This window comes from Streptomyces nymphaeiformis (assembly GCF_014203895.1).
Classification (GTDB): Bacteria; Actinomycetota; Actinomycetes; order Streptomycetales; family Streptomycetaceae; genus Streptomyces; species Streptomyces nymphaeiformis.
Genome location: NZ_JACHJY010000007.1, coordinates 308743 through 323941, shown reverse-complemented (window position 1 = coordinate 323941; position 15199 = coordinate 308743). Strand labels below are relative to the sequence as shown.

At 73.5% G+C, this 15199-nt stretch carries 15 protein-coding genes; 11 read left to right on the top strand and 4 right to left on the bottom strand.

Annotated elements, in window-relative coordinates:
* Positions 1-179: 179 nt before the first annotated feature.
* Both GGE06_RS24900 and GGE06_RS24895 read left to right on the top strand, forming a co-directional pair.
* Entirely contained in the window at positions 180-1268 is a 1089-nt protein-coding gene (locus GGE06_RS24900; RefSeq protein ID WP_116164243.1) for a fatty acid desaturase family protein, read from the top strand.
* An 87-nt stretch (positions 1269-1355) separates the two neighbouring features.
* Complete coding sequence (locus tag GGE06_RS24895) at positions 1356-1901, top strand: MOSC domain-containing protein (protein WP_184931754.1); 546 nt, start codon at positions 1356-1358, stop codon at positions 1899-1901.
* Between the two features lie 12 nt (positions 1902-1913).
* Here the strand turns inward: GGE06_RS24895 and GGE06_RS24890 are convergent, their stop codons facing one another.
* The 4 genes from GGE06_RS24890 to GGE06_RS24875 all read right to left on the bottom strand — a co-directional run bounded on the left by GGE06_RS24890 (position 1914) and on the right by GGE06_RS24875 (position 5484).
* On the bottom strand, positions 1914-3323 hold the full coding sequence (locus GGE06_RS24890; RefSeq protein WP_184931753.1) for a tannase/feruloyl esterase family alpha/beta hydrolase: 1410 nt from the start codon (positions 3321-3323) through the stop codon (positions 1914-1916).
* A gap of 177 nt (positions 3324-3500) precedes the next feature.
* Positions 3501-4361: a hypothetical protein gene (locus GGE06_RS24885; protein ID WP_184931752.1), complete on the bottom strand. Its 861-nt coding sequence runs from the start codon at positions 4359-4361 to the stop codon at positions 3501-3503.
* A 99-nt stretch (positions 4362-4460) separates the two neighbouring features.
* Positions 4461-4796, bottom strand: a complete 336-nt coding sequence (locus GGE06_RS24880; protein ID WP_181924784.1) for a hypothetical protein — start codon at positions 4794-4796, stop codon at positions 4461-4463.
* Between the two features lie 82 nt (positions 4797-4878).
* Positions 4879-5484, bottom strand: a complete 606-nt coding sequence (locus GGE06_RS24875; protein ID WP_116164253.1) for a class I SAM-dependent methyltransferase — start codon at positions 5482-5484, stop codon at positions 4879-4881.
* Positions 5485-5645: 161 nt separating this feature from the next.
* Here GGE06_RS24875 and GGE06_RS24870 point away from each other — a divergent pair, with 161 nt between their 5' ends.
* The 9 genes from GGE06_RS24870 to GGE06_RS24830 all read left to right on the top strand — a co-directional run bounded on the left by GGE06_RS24870 (position 5646) and on the right by GGE06_RS24830 (position 15021).
* Entirely contained in the window at positions 5646-6479 is an 834-nt protein-coding gene (locus GGE06_RS24870) for an MHYT domain-containing protein (protein WP_116164255.1), read from the top strand.
* A gap of 66 nt (positions 6480-6545) precedes the next feature.
* Positions 6546-9680: a sensor histidine kinase gene (locus GGE06_RS24865; RefSeq protein ID WP_376773586.1), complete on the top strand. Its 3135-nt coding sequence runs from the start codon at positions 6546-6548 to the stop codon at positions 9678-9680.
* Positions 9677-10111 carry a roadblock/LC7 domain-containing protein gene (locus GGE06_RS24860; protein WP_116164258.1) on the top strand — a complete coding sequence of 145 codons (435 nt, stop codon included), beginning with the start codon at positions 9677-9679 and terminating at the stop codon, positions 10109-10111. The genes GGE06_RS24865 and GGE06_RS24860 overlap by 4 nt, the downstream gene beginning before the upstream one ends.
* 13 nt (positions 10112-10124) lie before the next feature.
* Complete coding sequence (locus tag GGE06_RS24855) at positions 10125-10538, top strand: DUF742 domain-containing protein (RefSeq protein WP_116164260.1); 414 nt, start codon at positions 10125-10127, stop codon at positions 10536-10538.
* Positions 10519-11136 carry a GTP-binding protein gene (locus tag GGE06_RS24850; RefSeq protein ID WP_116164262.1) on the top strand — a complete coding sequence of 206 codons (618 nt, stop codon included), beginning with the start codon at positions 10519-10521 and terminating at the stop codon, positions 11134-11136. Before GGE06_RS24855 ends, GGE06_RS24850 begins: the two co-directional genes overlap by 20 nt.
* Before the next feature lie 218 nt (positions 11137-11354).
* Positions 11355-11768, top strand: a complete 414-nt coding sequence (locus tag GGE06_RS24845; RefSeq protein ID WP_116164264.1) for a roadblock/LC7 domain-containing protein — start codon at positions 11355-11357, stop codon at positions 11766-11768.
* Between the two features lie 139 nt (positions 11769-11907).
* A complete protein-coding gene (locus GGE06_RS24840; protein WP_116164266.1) occupies positions 11908-12921 on the top strand; it encodes a DUF6397 family protein in 1014 nt (337 codons plus the stop codon).
* A gap of 51 nt (positions 12922-12972) precedes the next feature.
* Entirely contained in the window at positions 12973-14520 is a 1548-nt protein-coding gene (locus GGE06_RS24835; protein ID WP_116164268.1) for an ATP-dependent DNA ligase, read from the top strand.
* Between the two features lie 57 nt (positions 14521-14577).
* On the top strand, positions 14578-15021 hold the full coding sequence (locus GGE06_RS24830) for a hypothetical protein (protein ID WP_312883281.1): 444 nt from the start codon (positions 14578-14580) through the stop codon (positions 15019-15021).
* Positions 15022-15199: the final 178 nt, after the last annotated feature.

The window sequence follows — 15199 nt, the reverse complement described above, 5'->3', positions numbered from 1 at the left end:
CGCATCCGAGGTGATGTGGGTCACGTGCGGCGATGGGGGGATCTCCCTACCCTCGTACCCCGGCGCGCCTCAGGTCGTGGACGGGTGGTGACGCCATGGCCCCGGTGGATCACGGATCCGTACGTTTTCGGAAGGCGTCCGCCCCTCGCTCATCGACCGACAGAAACCGGAGCCCCGCCATGTCCCAGGCCACCGTCCTGCCTCCGGCCGCCGCCCCCGCAGCGGCGCCCGCCCGCGCCAGAGGCGGTAGCGAGTTCACCCCGCTCCTGCGGACGGTCAGGGAACAGGGCCTCCTCGCGCACCGCCCCGGCTGGTACGCCCGCGGCATCGTCGTCAACCTCCTCGGCATCGCCGCCGTGGTGGCCGGGCTCGCCCTGATCGGGCCCTCCTGGTGGGCGCTGCCCCTCGCCCTGCCCCTCGCCCTGTTCTCGGCGCGCGCCGCCTTCGTCGGCCACGACGCCGGCCACGCCCAGATCACGGCCGACCGCAAGGCGAGCCGGATCCTCCAGCTCGTCCATGCCAACCTCCTCCTCGGCATGAGCCGGGAGTGGTGGAACGACAAGCACAACCGCCACCACGCCAACCCCAACCACCTCGACAAGGACCCGGACGTCGCCGCCGACATCCTCGTCTTCGCCGAGCACCAGACGGCGGGCCGCACGGGCCTGCGCGGGTTCCTCACCCGCCACCAGGCCTGGCTGTTCTTCCCGCTCACCACCCTGGAGGGCATCGCGCTCAAGGTGTACGGGATCCAGGCCCTGCTCGCGAAGGACGGCCCGTGCCGCACCCGGCGCGAACGGCTCGTCGAAGGCGCGCTCCTGCTCGCCCACTTCGCCGGATACGCGACGCTGCTCCTCACGTTCCTGACGCCCGCCCAGGCCCTCCTCTTCGCCCTCGCCCACCAGATGCTCCTCGGCGTGCACCTCGGCATGGCGTTCGCGCCCAACCACAAGGGCATGGACCGGCCGGACGAGCACGCGGACGGCGACAGCTGGGGCCATCTGCGCCGCCAGGTGCTCACCTCGCGCAACATCCGGGGCGGCGCCCTCACCGACTGGTTCCTCGGCGGGCTCAACTACCAGGTCGAGCACCACCTGTTCCCGAGCATGCCGCGCCCGAACCTCCGACTGGCGCAGCCCGCCGTCAAAGCCCACTGCGCCGCGCTCGGCATCCCGTACACGGAGACCGGCTTCGTGGACTCGTACCGCCAGGCCTTGGGCCATCTGCACGAAGTGGGCGCACCGCTGCGTACTCGGGGCGCCGAGTAGGGTCGTACGCAGAGGCGCGATGTGATCATCGGTCCGGACGGGGGCGGGGAGCCTCCGCCCGGACCGACAGGGAAGGGAGCTCTCACCATGAGCGGCGGTACCGTCACCACGGTCAGCAGCAACGGCACGTACTCGTTCACCAAGCCCAACCGGGAGGGCATCACCCTGCTCGCCGGGCTCGGCGTGGAGGGCGACGTCCACGCGGGCGTGACCGTGAAGCACCGGTCCCGCGTCGCGCAGGACCCCACTCAGCCCAACCTGCGTCAGGTCCACCTCATCCACGCCGAGCTGTTCGACGAGGTCGCCGGCGCCGGCTTCGAGGTCGCCCCCGGCGACCTCGGCGAGAACGTCACCACCCGGGGGATCGACCTCCTCGCCCTGCCCACCGGCACGCTCCTCCACCTCGGCGCCGAGGCCGTCGTCGAGGTCACCGGACTGCGCAACCCCTGCGCGCAGATCGACAACTTCCGGCACGGGCTGCTCAAGCAGGTCCTCGGCCGGGACGAGAACGGTGAGATCGTGCGCAAGGCGGGCATCATGGGCGTCGTTCTGACCGGCGGGGAGGTGCGGCCCGGCGACCCGGTCCGGGTCGAACTGCCGCCGGAGCCGCACCGCCCGCTGGAGAGGGTCTGAGCGTCCGGGGTTTCACCCCTCCAGAGCACAGGAGTTGACCACGTCACCGCTCGCGGGCCGCGCGATCGTACGGTCCGCGGGCGGTGCCGTACCCTCCTCGACCCAGCGCGTCAGGGCGTCGAACGCGGAGCGGTAGCAGGGCAGGATCGGCCGCAGGCGGTCCGGATACGTGTCGTACAGGCCGTCCGTGTGCGTCCCGTCCTGCACCGTGTAGTAGCGGTGCAGCCCGCCCCGGCCCCGCGCGTCGATCATCCGGTCGTACACGTCGGAGTCCGTGGCGATCGGCAGCAGGGTGTCGAGATCGCCGTGGAGCGTGATGAGCGGCTTGCCGATCCGTCCGGTGAGCGCGACCTTGGCGACCGCGCGGTGCACGGACGCCGGCCGGGAGGCGTAGTCGTAGGCGGCGTCCGAGGCGCAGGGCGCGAAGATCTGCTCCACGGTCCCGCCGGCCGTGGAGCCGGGGCAGGCCGGGTCGTACGCGGGGTCGAACTCGGCCCGGAACAGCTTCTGCGTCAGGCCCCAGTAGGCCTTCTCGTGGTACGGCCACAGGAAGCGCGAGCCGGGCGCGAAGCCCGCCGCGATCAGGTCCTCGTCGGTGGCCAGGCCCTGGGTCCTGGCCACCGTCACCGGCAGGCTCGTCAGCAGGTTCGGGCCGCGCGTCGTCCACAGCACGCCCTCCCAGTCCACCCCGCCGTCGTACAGCTCGGGCCGGTTCTCCAGCTGCCAGCGCGTGAGGTAGCCGGCGTTGGAGATGCCGGTCATGTACGTGCGTTCCGGCGCGTGGCCGTAGCGCTGCCGTACGACCTTCTTGGCGGCCCGCGTCAGCTCGGTCACGCGACGGTTCCACTCGGCGACCGCGTCGCCCGGCTCCTTCCCGTCGGTGAAGAAGTCCGGGCCGGTGTTGCCCTTGTCGGTGGCGGCGTAGGCGAAGCCCCGGGCGAGCACCTGGTCGGAGATCAGCGCGTCCGTGGAGTACTGACGCCGGCTGCCGGGGGAGCCGGTGACGACGAGCCCGCCGTTCCAGTGGTCGGGCAGCCGGATGACGAACTGCGCGTCATGGGCCCAGCCGTGGGTGGCGTTCAGAAGGGAGTCGTCGGGGAAGTAGCCGTCGATCTGGACGCCGGACACTCCCGAGGGGTTCCGGGTCGCCTTCGCGGCGAGTCCCGCCTGGTCCGCCATGTCGGTGTACGGGGTGCCGGCGAGCCCGGTGGTCGTCAGGTCGTCCAGACAGGCGGACTGCTGGCGCTCGGCGCCGGGTACCCGGACCCGGTCCTGGCGCGCGCAGTGGGCGGCGGCCGGGGCATCGGCCGCGGTGGGGCTCGCGGTGGTCGGTGCTTTCGCCCCGGCGGGGCTCGCGGGGGCGAGGACGGTGACCCCGGTGAGGAGCGCGGCGAACAGGGGGACGCCTGGGAACAGGCGCATGATGAGCCTCCGGTGGGACGACGTGAAAGGGGTGCGGCGCCACATCGTGCGGCGCACCCCAGCCACCGGGCCATGGCTCGAAACCACATCTCCGTCCGTCGTCCTATGGGGAGTGGAGACAGGGCGTGACGGACGGAGTCCCTGCGGAGGCGGAGACCCTCGGGAGGACTGAGTTCCTCAGGAGGGTCGTACGGCCATCGCGTCGAGCGCTTCGAGGAGGGCGGGCAGATGCGGCCCCCGTGTCACGGGCAGCACCTCGCGCGGCAGCTCGTCGAGGAGGACGAACGCCATGTCGTCGGCCTTGGCCACGAGCGACCAGCCGGGACCGTCGGCACGCAGCATCCCGGCGGCCGATCGCACCCGGCCGACCGGCGGAGGCTCCTCCAGGTAGCCGCGCAGCTCGTGCAGGGCCTTCCTGACGCTGGTGTACGGGTCGGAGGGGGCGCCTCCGGCAACCGGGGCCTGAGCCTGCGGCGCGGGCGGCTTCGGGCTGTCGGTGCCCGTGGTTCCCGCACCGGCCGCCGACGGCCGCCCGTCTGCGCCCTCGTCGCCCACCCTGGCCCGCCAGACGTCCCACTGGAGGGCCACCTCGTCGGCCCCCAGCCGGCGCTGGACCGGTCCCCACTCGTCGCCGGAGGGCGGGGTCAGCGGCGCGGGATCGCCCTCCTCGGGCTCCGGGTCGTGCGGGGCCGGGACACCGGGGGCGACGGTCGCCACGGGGAGTGGCCAGCCCGGCAGTCCGGCCACCACGGAACGCTCGTCGGGGGAGAGGTCGTAGGCCATGCCGCAGTCCCAGGAGGAGATGGCCACTGCGACGAGCGACACGTCGTCGACGACGACCGTCCAGCGGGCCCCCAGGCCGTCCTGGCCGAACACGAGCCCGTACCCCTCGGCGTACGGCTGCAGGCCCAGCGCGGCGCAGGCCGCCGGGTAGTCGTCCCCGAGCACGCTCGGGAAGTTCCCGGGCGTCAGCAGTGCCGCGGTCAGCACAAAGAGCGCGTCGGCGTCGGCCTCGGCGATCGGGTCCGTCCCAGCCACGGCGTCCTCCCCATCTGGTCGTCGGCGCACCTTAACCAGTGGGTAACCCGCGCGTCGAGGGTCTCCGCCCCGGAACCTCGCCTCTTCGGGGAATGCCCGTCATGCGTCACCGGCCTGCCGGGTGGGTGACGGGTCGCGGAGGCCGAGCAGCGAGCGGGCCACGGCGCTCGGGGGCTGGTTCCGTTCCCGGGCGAGGGCGATCAGGGCCCGGCAGGCCAGTTCGTTCACCCCGAAGGACAGCATGCCGGGGGAGACCCGGCTCGCCGCCTCCTCCGCCCTGGCCGGATCGTCCTCGGCGCAGGCGGTGATGTACTCGGCCGCCGCCTCGAAGAGGTTGTGCCCCTGTCGTGGGCGCGGTGGTGCCGGCGCGGCGGCTTCGGGGGCCCTGCGGCCGGAGGGGAGGAGTCTGCGGAGTCTTTCGGGAATGAATGCCACGGCCCGCCGCCTTTCCCGGGCACGACTGCCCGGCATGTCCACGGTAGACAGTGAAGTGCCGGTAAAGAAGGGGGCGTTGGTGTCAGGCCTCGCGGACCGCGAGGGCCAGGTAGCGCGCGTCCTCGTCGACGTAGCTGACGAGCCGCCAGCCGGCCTCGGCGAGCAGGGGGCGCAGCCGGGGTTCGGCGCGCAGGTCGTCCGGCGTGATCTGCCGACCGTGGCGGGCCGCGAGGGCGGCGCGCCCGATCGGGTGGAAGAGGGCGAGGCGCCCTCCGGGCCGTACGACGCGGGCGAGTTCCCGCAGATCGGCGACGGGGTCCGCGAGGTGCGAGACGAGCCCGGCTCCGAACACGGCGTCGAGCGCGCCGTCGCGTACGGGAAGCCGGCCGACATCGGCGAGCAGCAGCGTCCCGCCCTCCTCGCCGCCGCGTCCGGCGTCGACGGCCCGATCGATCATCTCGGGGGTGAGATCGGCGCCGATGACCGTGCCGGAGGGGCCGACCGCGGCGCGGAGCGGCGGGAGCGCCCGGCCGGTCCCGCAGCCGGCGTCGAGCACGGCGTCGCCGGGGCGCAGGCCGACCTCGCCCACGGCCGCGGCGTACGCGGGGCCGTCGTCCGGGAAGCGGCTGTCCCAGTCGGCGGCGCGGGCGCCGAAGAACTCTCGTACCTGTGTGGGGTCATCACTCATGCGTTCATGATCTCGCACGATTCGACACACGGAGGGGTGAACGTTCTGTGTGTCCGTTCGAGCCCGGTCTGATCGTTCGGGATCATCTCTCTGTCATATTCCAACAGCTTTCGAAATGCGCCCCTGGTGCGCCCCCCGATGCGCACTAGCGTCCCGGAGCCATGGGACACCTGGACCACGCCACCTTCGGCTGGCTGACACCCGTGCTGTCGTACGCGATGGCCTGCATCGGCGCCGCCCTCGGGCTGCGCTGCACCGTACGAGCGCTCGACGCGACCGGCCGGTCACGGCGCAACTGGCTGCTCACCGCCGCCTCCGCGATCGGCACCGGCATCTGGACGATGCACTTCGTGGCCATGCTCGGTTTCGGCGTGACGGGCACCGACATCCGTTACGACGTTCCGCTCACCCTTCTCAGCCTCGTCATGGCGATGGCCGTCGTCGGGGTCGGCGTCTTCGCCGTCGGCTACGGACGCGACCGGGTCCGTTCGCTCCTGATCGGGGGGCTGACGACGGGCGTCGGCGTGGCGAGCATGCACTACCTGGGCATGGCCGCACTCCGGCTCCACGGGCAGGTGCGATACGACCCGCTCCTCGTCGGACTCTCCGTGCTGATCGCCGTCGTCGCCGCCACGGCGGCTCTCTGGGCGGCGCTCAACATCCACGCGCCCGTGGCCGTGGCCGTCGCCTCGCTCGTGATGGGCGCGGCCGTCACCAGCATGCACTACACGGGCATGTTCGCCGTGCGGATCGATGTCGTCCCCTCCGGCGCCCCCCTCCCGGGAGCCATGCTCATGCAGTTCATCTTCCCCCTCGCCGTCGGTCTCGGCTCGTACCTGTTCATCACCTCCGCCTTCGTCGCCCTCACCCCGACAGCCAGCGAACGCGCCGCGTACGCCTCGGCCGGACGTCTCGCCGAACCGGACGAACGCGCGGTCGACGTCGCACCGCCCGGCTTCCGCACCGCGGGGGCGAGCAGCACACCCACGACCTGACCCGACCTCCCGACGTACGCCATGCCACACCGCACCAGAGCCAGACGCAGCCGGAACGAGGAGGCCATGCGAACTCCCCGCAAGACCAAGGACGCCGACGCGGCCACACCACCGGCTGCGGCCGCGCGCGGGCGGCGCGCTCACGCGGGCCCGCCCGCCGACGAGCCGGGGGAGCGGACCCCCGCGGCCCACGGGGCACGGCCCCGGACCCCGGAGGCCTCCTCGACCGCAGGGCACGGGGCACGGCCCCGGACCGCCGAAGGCCCTCCGGCCACGGAGCACACGGCACGGCCCCGGACCACGGAGGCCTCCCCGACCGCAGGGCACGCGGCACGAGGCGAAGGCTCCGACGGGCCGCACGCGCCCGACGCGCGCCCTGCCCGTCCCGCGTTCCAGGGGCTGCGCCCGCGCTCGGTCCGCGCCAAGATCGTCTCGCTCCTGATGGTCCCGGTCGTCTCGCTCCTCGCTCTGTGGGGCCTGGCCACCGTCACCACCGCGCAGGACGTCGCCCGGCTCCGCCAGCTCCAGCGGGTCGACGCCGAGATCCGCGGGCCGGTGACGGCCGCCCTCACCGCCCTCCAGGACGAACGGCGCGCCGCCGTACGGCAGGTCGCGGCGCCCGGCTCCACCCGGGCCGCCGAGCTCAAGGACCGGATCCGCCGGACGGACGAGGCCGTCGACCGGCTCCGCCTGGACGGCACGCACACCGTCGGCGACACCGGAGACCTGCCCGGCGAGGTCGCCGGCCGGGTGAGCGCGTTCGTCGGCAAGGTCGAGGGCCTCGCCCGGCTCCGTACCGCCGCGGCCGAAGGCCGCGCCGACTGGGACCAGGTGTACGGGGCGTACACGGACACCATCTCCGCCGCGTTCGCCGTCGGTGGTGCCCTCACCGGCATCCAGGACGCCGAGCAGGGGTCCGACGCGCGCGTACTCCTCGAATTCGGCCGGGCCGGCGAGATGCTGTCCCGCGAGGACGCCCTCCTCACCTCCGCCCACCTCACCGGCCGGCTGACCGCGGACCGGCTCCGCGAGTTCTCCGGGGCCGTCGAGACCCGGCGCACCCTCACCGCCTCGGCCACCGTCGACCTGCCCGCCGCCGCACGGGCCGCCTGGGCCCGGCTCTCCGCCGGTGGCGACCAGGCGCGGCTCACCCGGGCGGAGGACCGGGTCGGCGCCGCGAGCCCGGGCCGCCCCGCCGCCCAGGCGGTCACCTCCGCCGAATGGGACGACTCCCTCGCCGCCGTCCGAGGCGGACTCGCCGCGATCGAGACGGACGCGCGCGGTGTGGCCGCCGACCACGCCGATCCGCTCGCCGACGGCGCCTTCACGGCGGGCGGCGCGGCGGTCGTGCTCGGCCTCGCCGCCGTCGCCGCCTCGCTCGTCATCTCCGTACGGATCGGGCGTGGTCTCGTCGTCGAGCTCGTCAGCCTCCGCAACACCGCCCTCGGCATCGCGCGCCGCAAACTCCCCGCCGCCATGCGCAGGCTCCGCGCGGGCGAGGAGATCGACGTCCAGGCCGAAGCTCCGCCCGGGCCCGTCTCCCAGGACGAGATCGGCCAGGTCGGCGAAGCCCTCACCACCGTCCACCGCGCGGCCCTCTCCGCCGCCGTCGAACGCGCCGAACTCGCCAGCGGCATCTCCGGGGTCTTCGTCAACCTCGCCCGCCGCAGCCAGGTCCTCGTCCACCGCCAGCTCAACCTCCTGGACAGCATGGAACGGCGCGCCGACGACCCCAACGAGCTCGGCGACCTCTTCCGCCTCGACCACCTCACCACCCGTATGCGGCGCCACGCGGAGAGCCTGATCATCCTGTCCGGAGCCGCCCCCGGGCGCGCCTGGCGCATGCCCGTCCCCCTCACCAACGTCGTTCGCGCCGCCGTCTCCGAGATCGAGGACTACGCGCGCGTGGAGGTGCGCCGGCTCCCCGAGACGGCGGTCGTCGGCGGAGCCGTCGCCGACCTCACCCACCTCCTGGCCGAACTCATCGAGAACGCCGCCCAGTTCTCCCCGCCGCACACCAAGGTCCGGGTCAGCGGCGAACCCGTCGGCAACGGCTACGCCCTGGAGATCGAGGACCGGGGGCTCGGCATGGGCAGCGAGACCCTCGCCGAGGCGAACGCCCGTATCGCCCAGTCCGAAGCCCTCGACCTCTTCGACAGCGACCGGCTCGGCCTGTTCGTGGTCAGCCGCCTCTCCTCCCGCCACGACATCAAGGTCCACCTGAGGACGTCCCCCTACGGCGGTACGACCGCCGTCGTCCTGCTCCCGACCGATCTGCTCCAGGGCGCCCTGCCACCCGGCCGCGGCACGTCGGAGAGCGACTCCGACACGCCGCACGCCGGAACCCCGCGCGCGGGGGACCCCCGTACCCACGCGTCGGGCGTCGACGGGTCGAGGAACGGCTTCCGCGCCGAAGAGGCCCCGCACGCCGACAACCAGCGTGCCGCGCGGGAGCGCGAGGAGGCGCAGCGCGCCGAGGCCCGCCGCTTCGGCCGGCCCCAGGTCGCGCGGCCCGCCCCGCCCACTCCGCCCGCCCCGACGAGCCCTGCGCTGCCCGGGATTCCCGCCCCGTCGGCCCCGTCCGTCCCGTCCGCCCCCTCCGTCCCGTCCGGACACCGCGCCGCCCCGCAGCCGCCGGCGGGAACGCGCCCCGCGAGCCTGCCCCGGCAGGCGGACGGATCGCGGCCCCCGGGCCCGCCCCAGCCCCCGCAGGCCGCGCGCCCGCAGCCGGCGGCGCGCCCGACCGCCGTGCCCGCCCTCACGGCGCGCCCGGAGCCGGGAGCGGGACCCGGAGCAGCGCCGGGAGCCGCGCCCACGGCCGCACCCGGCTCCGCGGACGTCACCGAACTGCGCCGCCGCGGTCCCTCCGTACCCACGCCCCCGCGTGAGCAGCCGCCCGCGGGCTCGACCGACCAGGCCGGTTCCGAAGGCGAACTGCCGCGTCGCATACGGCAGGCGAGTCTCGTACCGCAGCTGCGCGAGGCACCGGACCCGACGCCGGCGTTCGTTCCCGCCACACCCGGCACGGACGCGCCGACCCCGGAACAGGCCCGGGACCGCATGGCGGCGTACCGGGACGGCTGGCAGCGGGGCGGCGGCGCGGCCCCGGGCACAAGGCGCCCCCTCGGCACGGGCTTCGGAACCGACCCGGGCCACGGCACCGCACCTCACGACCCTCGCTCCGAAGGAGACGACTCATGATCGACCACGAGCGGATCTCGCACCACCGGTCCGGCGAACTGGACTGGCTCCTCGACGACCTCGTCATGCGGGTCCGCGACGTCCGCCACACGGTGGTGCTCTCGAACGACGGCCTCGCCGTCGGCGCCTCCAACGGACTCAGCCGTGAGGACGCCGAGCACCTGGCCGCCATAGCCTCCGGCTTCCACAGCCTCGCCAAGGGCGCCGGACGCCAGTTCCACACCGGCGGGGTCCGCCAGACGATGGTCGAGATGGACGACGGTTTCCTCTTCGTCGCCGCGGCGGGAGACGGCTCCTGCCTCGCGGTCCTCAGCTCCGTGAGCGCCGACATCGGCCTCATCGCCTACGAGATGGCCCGCCTCGTGAAGCGCGTCGGCGAGCACCTGCACACCCCGCCGCGCGTCACGGTGACCCCGCCGGCCGCCGGCTGACCCGGAGAGACCCATGAACGACGACAGCACCGGCGGCCCGTCCGTGCCGGGCAGTCAGTGGTACGACGCCGACGCGGGACCGCTCGTCCGTCCGTACGCGATGACCGGCGGACGGACCAAGCCGGGTCCCAGCAACGTACGGTTCGACCTCATCGCCCTCGTCGTCGTCGACGACGAGCCGCCCGGACCGGCAGAGGAAGCGCTCCTCGGCCCCGAGCACCGGTCCCTGCTCACCCTGTGCCGGGCCGAGACCCAGTCGGTGGCCGAACTCGCGGCCGACGCCGATCTCCCCGTCGGCGTCGTCAGGGTCCTCCTCGGCGATCTCCTCGAATCGGGCTTCGTGCGCGTCAGCCGGCCCGTACCGCCCGCACAGCTCCCCGACGAAAGAATCCTGAGGGAAGTAATCGATGGCCTACGAGCGCTCTGAGAGCACCGGCGCGGGCGACGGCGCGGACACCTCCGCCCTCGCGCTGAAGATCCTGGTCGCCGGCGGATTCGGCGTGGGCAAGACCACCCTCGTCGGCGCGGTCAGCGAGATCCGGCCCCTGCGGACGGAGGAACAGCTCAGCAGGGCCGGCGAACTGGTCGACGACACCGGGGGCGTCGACCAGAAGACCACCACGACCGTCGCCATGGACTTCGGCCGCATCACGATCCGCTCCGGGCTCTCGCTCTACCTCTTCGGCACGCCCGGCCAGGACCGGTTCTGGTTCCTCTGGGACGAGCTGTCCCAGGGGGCCCTCGGGGCCGTCGTCCTCGCCGACACGCGACGCCTGGAGGACTGCTTCCCGGCGGTCGACTACTTCGAGCACCGGAAGATCCCGTTCGTGGTCGCGGTCAACTGCTTCACGGGCGCGCGTACGTACGGGGCGCACGACGTCTCCCGGGCGCTCGACCTGGACCGGGGCACGCCCGTCGTACTGTGCGACGCGCGCGACCGCGATTCGGGGAAGGAAGTACTGATCCGCCTGGTCGAGTACGCCGGCCGGATGCACACCGCGCGGCTCCTGAACACCGTCAGTTGAAGGGAGTTGGGGAGGTGGAGCGGGGAGGGAGCGCCGGGGCCGGGGCCGGCGTTCCCCCGTCCTGCGGCACGCGCGGGCGTGGTGCAGTGCTTGCCCTGTCCACGACAGTGCGTAAGGCTTGCGGCGATACGCGGACCACGACGGTACGGACCACGAGGGACTTGAGGACCACCAGGGTCCGGCCGCGCGGGACGCACCGGCTAGGGGGAGGAACACTGATGGCCCTGGACAAGGAACTGGACTGGCTCCTGGACGACCTGACGCAGCGGGTCGGATACATACGCCACGCGCTGGTGCTGTCGAACGACGGCCTGGTGACGGGCGCGAGCAGCGGACTCGTCCGTGAGGACGCCGAGCACCTGGCGGCCGTCTCCTCCGGCCTGCACAGCCTCGCGAGGGGCTCGGGCCGGCACTTCCAGGCGGGCAGGGCGCGGCAGACGATGGTGGAGTTCGACGACGCGCTGCTCTTTGTGACAGCCGCGGGCGAAGGCAGCTGCCTGTGCGTCCTCAGCGCGGCGGAGGCGGACGTCGGTCAGGTCGCGTACGAGATGACGCTGCTGGTCAACCGGGTCGGCGAGCACCTGGGCGTGGCGGCGCGACAGCCCGGAATCCCAGGCGGCGGAGTGCTCTGACCACGCCTGCCGGGACGGTTTTCCACAGGCCGTTTTCCACAGTTCGCGCCGATGTCGTCACTCTGCGTTACGGTTTTCTTCGTGGGTCCGAGAGGCCCGCGATCTGGAGAGAACACGGACGCAGGGGGAGGGCCGGGGAATGACGGTGGACGAAGGCGCGCGCACGGTGACACCGGGGCGGGCCGCACAGGAACTGGAACTGAGGCGCGACGAGTTCCGACTCGCCGTCCAACTCGGCCTGGTGAGGACGGCGCCGGCCGGCGAGGGAGAGCGGCGGCGGGTCGAGCAGCGCGAGCTCGACCGCCTCAGGGCCGCCCCGGACTTCCCCGACGGACTGCGCGAGCGGGTGCGCGCGGTCGGTACGGGGGAGGCCTCCGCCCTCCTCGGGATCACCGCCGACCGGTTCACCCGGCTCGCCCGGACGGGTCATGTCAGTCCGGTGCGGTTCTCGCTGAACCGCTACCGGGCGGTGGTGTGGCTGTATCTGGCGCAGGAGGTCGCCGAGTTCGGCCTCTCCTGTCCGGCCCTGCTTGCAGGACGGCTGCCGCTGGAGGTCCGCGAGCGTCTTGCCGCGCGCGAGGACCTGCGGGCCAGGAACTGGCGGGCGCGACGGCTGGCCCTGCTGCTCCGTGGGACCGAGGACCCGTGGGCTCGGGCAGCCGCCATCGCCTCCCTGCTCGACCCGGTCCAGGTGGCCGAGGTCGTCGACGATCCCTACGAACGCACCCACCTCGACCGGCTGCGACCACCTCCGCCACCCGGGATGCCGATGGCGCCGGTCGCGCGCGAGATCGCCGAACGGCTGACGCGGGCCGACGACCCGGACGAGATCCTCTGGCACCGAGTGAGCCTGGCCATGGCCCTGGACGAGGCCCGCGCGGAGCGGCAGGCGCCCCATCCAGGGGAGATGCGTGGTGAGGTCGGTGTGCCGGTGATGACGGTGCGGGCGGGATCCGCGGTGCCGGTTTCGGCGGTGGATGTTCCGGCCGTGGAGGTTCCCGTGGTGTCGGCTCCGGAGGCCCGGACTCTGGTGATCGATCGTCCGCCGGGCCGTCCCGCGCGGGTGAGGCTCCTGGAGCGTTTCCGGCGGGGGAAAGGGGCGGATGCGGGGCGTCCGCCACGGCGGCGGAGGCGTCCGGTGGCCTGGCCCTGAAAGGGGGCGTCCTGGCATGCGGTCGGGGCGACGGGCGGAGAGGATGAGCCCATGCTGCTTGCGCGAGTCGCGGAAGTGTCCCGGGAGGTCGCCGCCGCGTCGGCGCGGTCGCGCAAGATCGCACTGCTGGCCGAGTTGTTCGCCGAGGCCGGGTCCGACGAGAGTCCGCTCGTCATCGCGTATCTGTCCGGGCGGCTGCCGCAGGGGCGGATCGGGGTCGGGTGGAGCATCCTCAAGGACGTCATCCCGCCGGCCGTTCCGCCCGCCGACAGGCCCGCCCTCACGCTCGGGCAGGTCGACGAGACGATGGCGGAGCTCGCCGCCGTGTCCGGCGCGGGAGTGCGGGCCGAGCGGACCCGGCTCGTGCACCAGTTGATCTCCGCCGCGACCCTCGACGAACAGGAACTGCTGGTGCGGTTGCTGGCGGGCGAGGTGCGGCAGGGGGCGCTGGACGCCGTCGCCCTGGAGGGGGTCGCGCGGGCCGCCGGGGTGCCCGCCTCGGATCTGCGGCGCGCCGTGATGCTCGAAGGCTCGCTGCCTCCGGTCGCCCAGGCCGTGCTGGCCGAGGGGGCGTCCGCGCTCGACCGGTTCACCCTGCGGGTCGGCAGCCCCGTGCAGCCGATGCTCGCGCACACCGCCGGCTCCGTCGCCGAGGCGATCGCCGGTCTGGGGGCGTGCGCCGTCGAGGAGAAGCTCGACGGGATCCGCGTGCAGGTGCATCGGCGCGGCGAGGACGTCCGGGTGTACACGCGCTCGCTCGACGACATCACCGATCGGCTCCCGGAGGTGGTCGCGACGGCTCGTGCGGTCGATGCCGACGTTTTCATCCTGGACGGGGAAGTGATCGCCCTCGACCCCGGGACCGGACGCCCCGTGTCCTTCCAGTCGATCGCCGCCCGGGTCGGCTCCCGGGCCGACGTGGCCGGTGCGCGGGCCGCGCTTCCCCTCACGCCGGTCTTCTTCGACGTCCTCGCGGTGGAGGGCGAGGAGCTGATCGACCGGCCGGGTCTGGAGCGGCACGCCGTCCTGGCCCGCCTGCTGCCGGAGGCCCAGCGGGTGCGCCGTACCGTCGTCGCCGATCCGGCCGACGCCGCGCAGGCCGAGGCCGCCGAGCGGTTCTACGCGGACACGCTGTCGCGGGGGCACGAGGGCGTGCTCGTGAAGGCGTTGGAGGCGCCCTATGCGGCGGGACGCAGGGGACGGACCTGGCTGAAGGTGAAACCCGTCCACACCGTCGACCTCGTCGTGCTCGCCGTGGAGCGGGGCCACGGCCGCAGGACAGGGCTGCTCTCCAACCTCCACCTCGGCGCGCGGACCGCCGACGGCGGGTTCGCCATGTTGGGCAAGACCTTCAAGGGGCTCACGGACGAGATGCTGCGGTGGCAGACCGAGCGGCTCCGTGAACTCGCCGTGTCGGACGACGGATTCACCGTACGCGTGAGACCTGAGCTCGTCGTGGAGATCGCGTACGACGGGCTCCAGACCTCGACGCGCTACCCGGCGGGCGTCACGCTCCGCTTCGCCCGGGTCGTACGGCACCGGCCCGACAAACGCGCCTCGGAGGCCGACACGGTGGAGCGCATCACCGAAGGCCGCTGACGGGGGTCGACGTCGACGGGTCTCGCGGGGCGGCCTCCCGCGAGGGATGCTGGAGACGTGGCACGACGAGCGCCCGGCACGAGGCGTGCGTGGCACCACGAGCGGCCGGCGGGCCGCGAGGAGATGAGCGACGTGTACGACTTGCACATCGACACCGACGTCACCGTGCAGCTCAGCGACTGCTGCAAGGAGGACGCCCAGGCCGTGTTCGACGTCCTCGACCGGGTCTACCGGCTGGAGGACATGACGACACCGAGCCCGCAGGTGGCGACGGGACCGGCTCCCACTGTCTGGACCGCAACGTTCGACACGGCCGGTGGACGGCACGAGGACGTGGCCCCCACCCACCTGTCCGCCCTGGTCGGAGCCACGCTGACCGGCGGCTACCACGCCGTCGACGAGGTCGAGAAGGTGCTCGCCACGGGCTTCGACATCCAGTCGATGCAGTCCGTCTCCGGTGACCAGGAGACCGAGGCCCGGCTGTTGCTCGCGTCCCGCTGAGCGGGGCGTGTGAAGGCTCCGGGTGGCGCGGACGGGCGCCGCCCGGGGTTCCTGCGTGCCCGTGAGCTTCTTGCGGTCCGTGCACCGGCCCGCATCGCGTCACGCTGCACCGAACCCACCGCACCGCGCCGCGCCGCCCTGCGCCGCGCCGCACCACCCCGCGCCGTCTGAACGGTCG

Coding starts and splice junctions, on each gene's coding strand:
- GGE06_RS24900 (WP_116164243.1), top strand. CDS start 180: ATGTCCCAGGCCACCGTCCTGCCTCCGGCCGCCGCCCCCGCAGCGGCG.
- GGE06_RS24895 (WP_184931754.1), top strand. CDS start 1,356: ATGAGCGGCGGTACCGTCACCACGGTCAGCAGCAACGGCACGTACTCG.
- GGE06_RS24890 (WP_184931753.1), bottom strand. CDS start 3,323: ATGCGCCTGTTCCCAGGCGTCCCCCTGTTCGCCGCGCTCCTCACCGGG.
- GGE06_RS24875 (WP_116164253.1), bottom strand. CDS start 5,484: ATGAGTGATGACCCCACACAGGTACGAGAGTTCTTCGGCGCCCGCGCC.
- GGE06_RS24870 (WP_116164255.1), top strand. CDS start 5,646: ATGGGACACCTGGACCACGCCACCTTCGGCTGGCTGACACCCGTGCTG.
- GGE06_RS24865 (WP_376773586.1), top strand. CDS start 6,546: ATGCGAACTCCCCGCAAGACCAAGGACGCCGACGCGGCCACACCACCG.
- GGE06_RS24860 (WP_116164258.1), top strand. CDS start 9,677: ATGATCGACCACGAGCGGATCTCGCACCACCGGTCCGGCGAACTGGAC.
- GGE06_RS24855 (WP_116164260.1), top strand. CDS start 10,125: ATGAACGACGACAGCACCGGCGGCCCGTCCGTGCCGGGCAGTCAGTGG.
- GGE06_RS24850 (WP_116164262.1), top strand. CDS start 10,519: ATGGCCTACGAGCGCTCTGAGAGCACCGGCGCGGGCGACGGCGCGGAC.
- GGE06_RS24845 (WP_116164264.1), top strand. CDS start 11,355: ATGGCCCTGGACAAGGAACTGGACTGGCTCCTGGACGACCTGACGCAG.
- GGE06_RS24840 (WP_116164266.1), top strand. CDS start 11,908: ATGACGGTGGACGAAGGCGCGCGCACGGTGACACCGGGGCGGGCCGCA.
- GGE06_RS24835 (WP_116164268.1), top strand. CDS start 12,973: ATGCTGCTTGCGCGAGTCGCGGAAGTGTCCCGGGAGGTCGCCGCCGCG.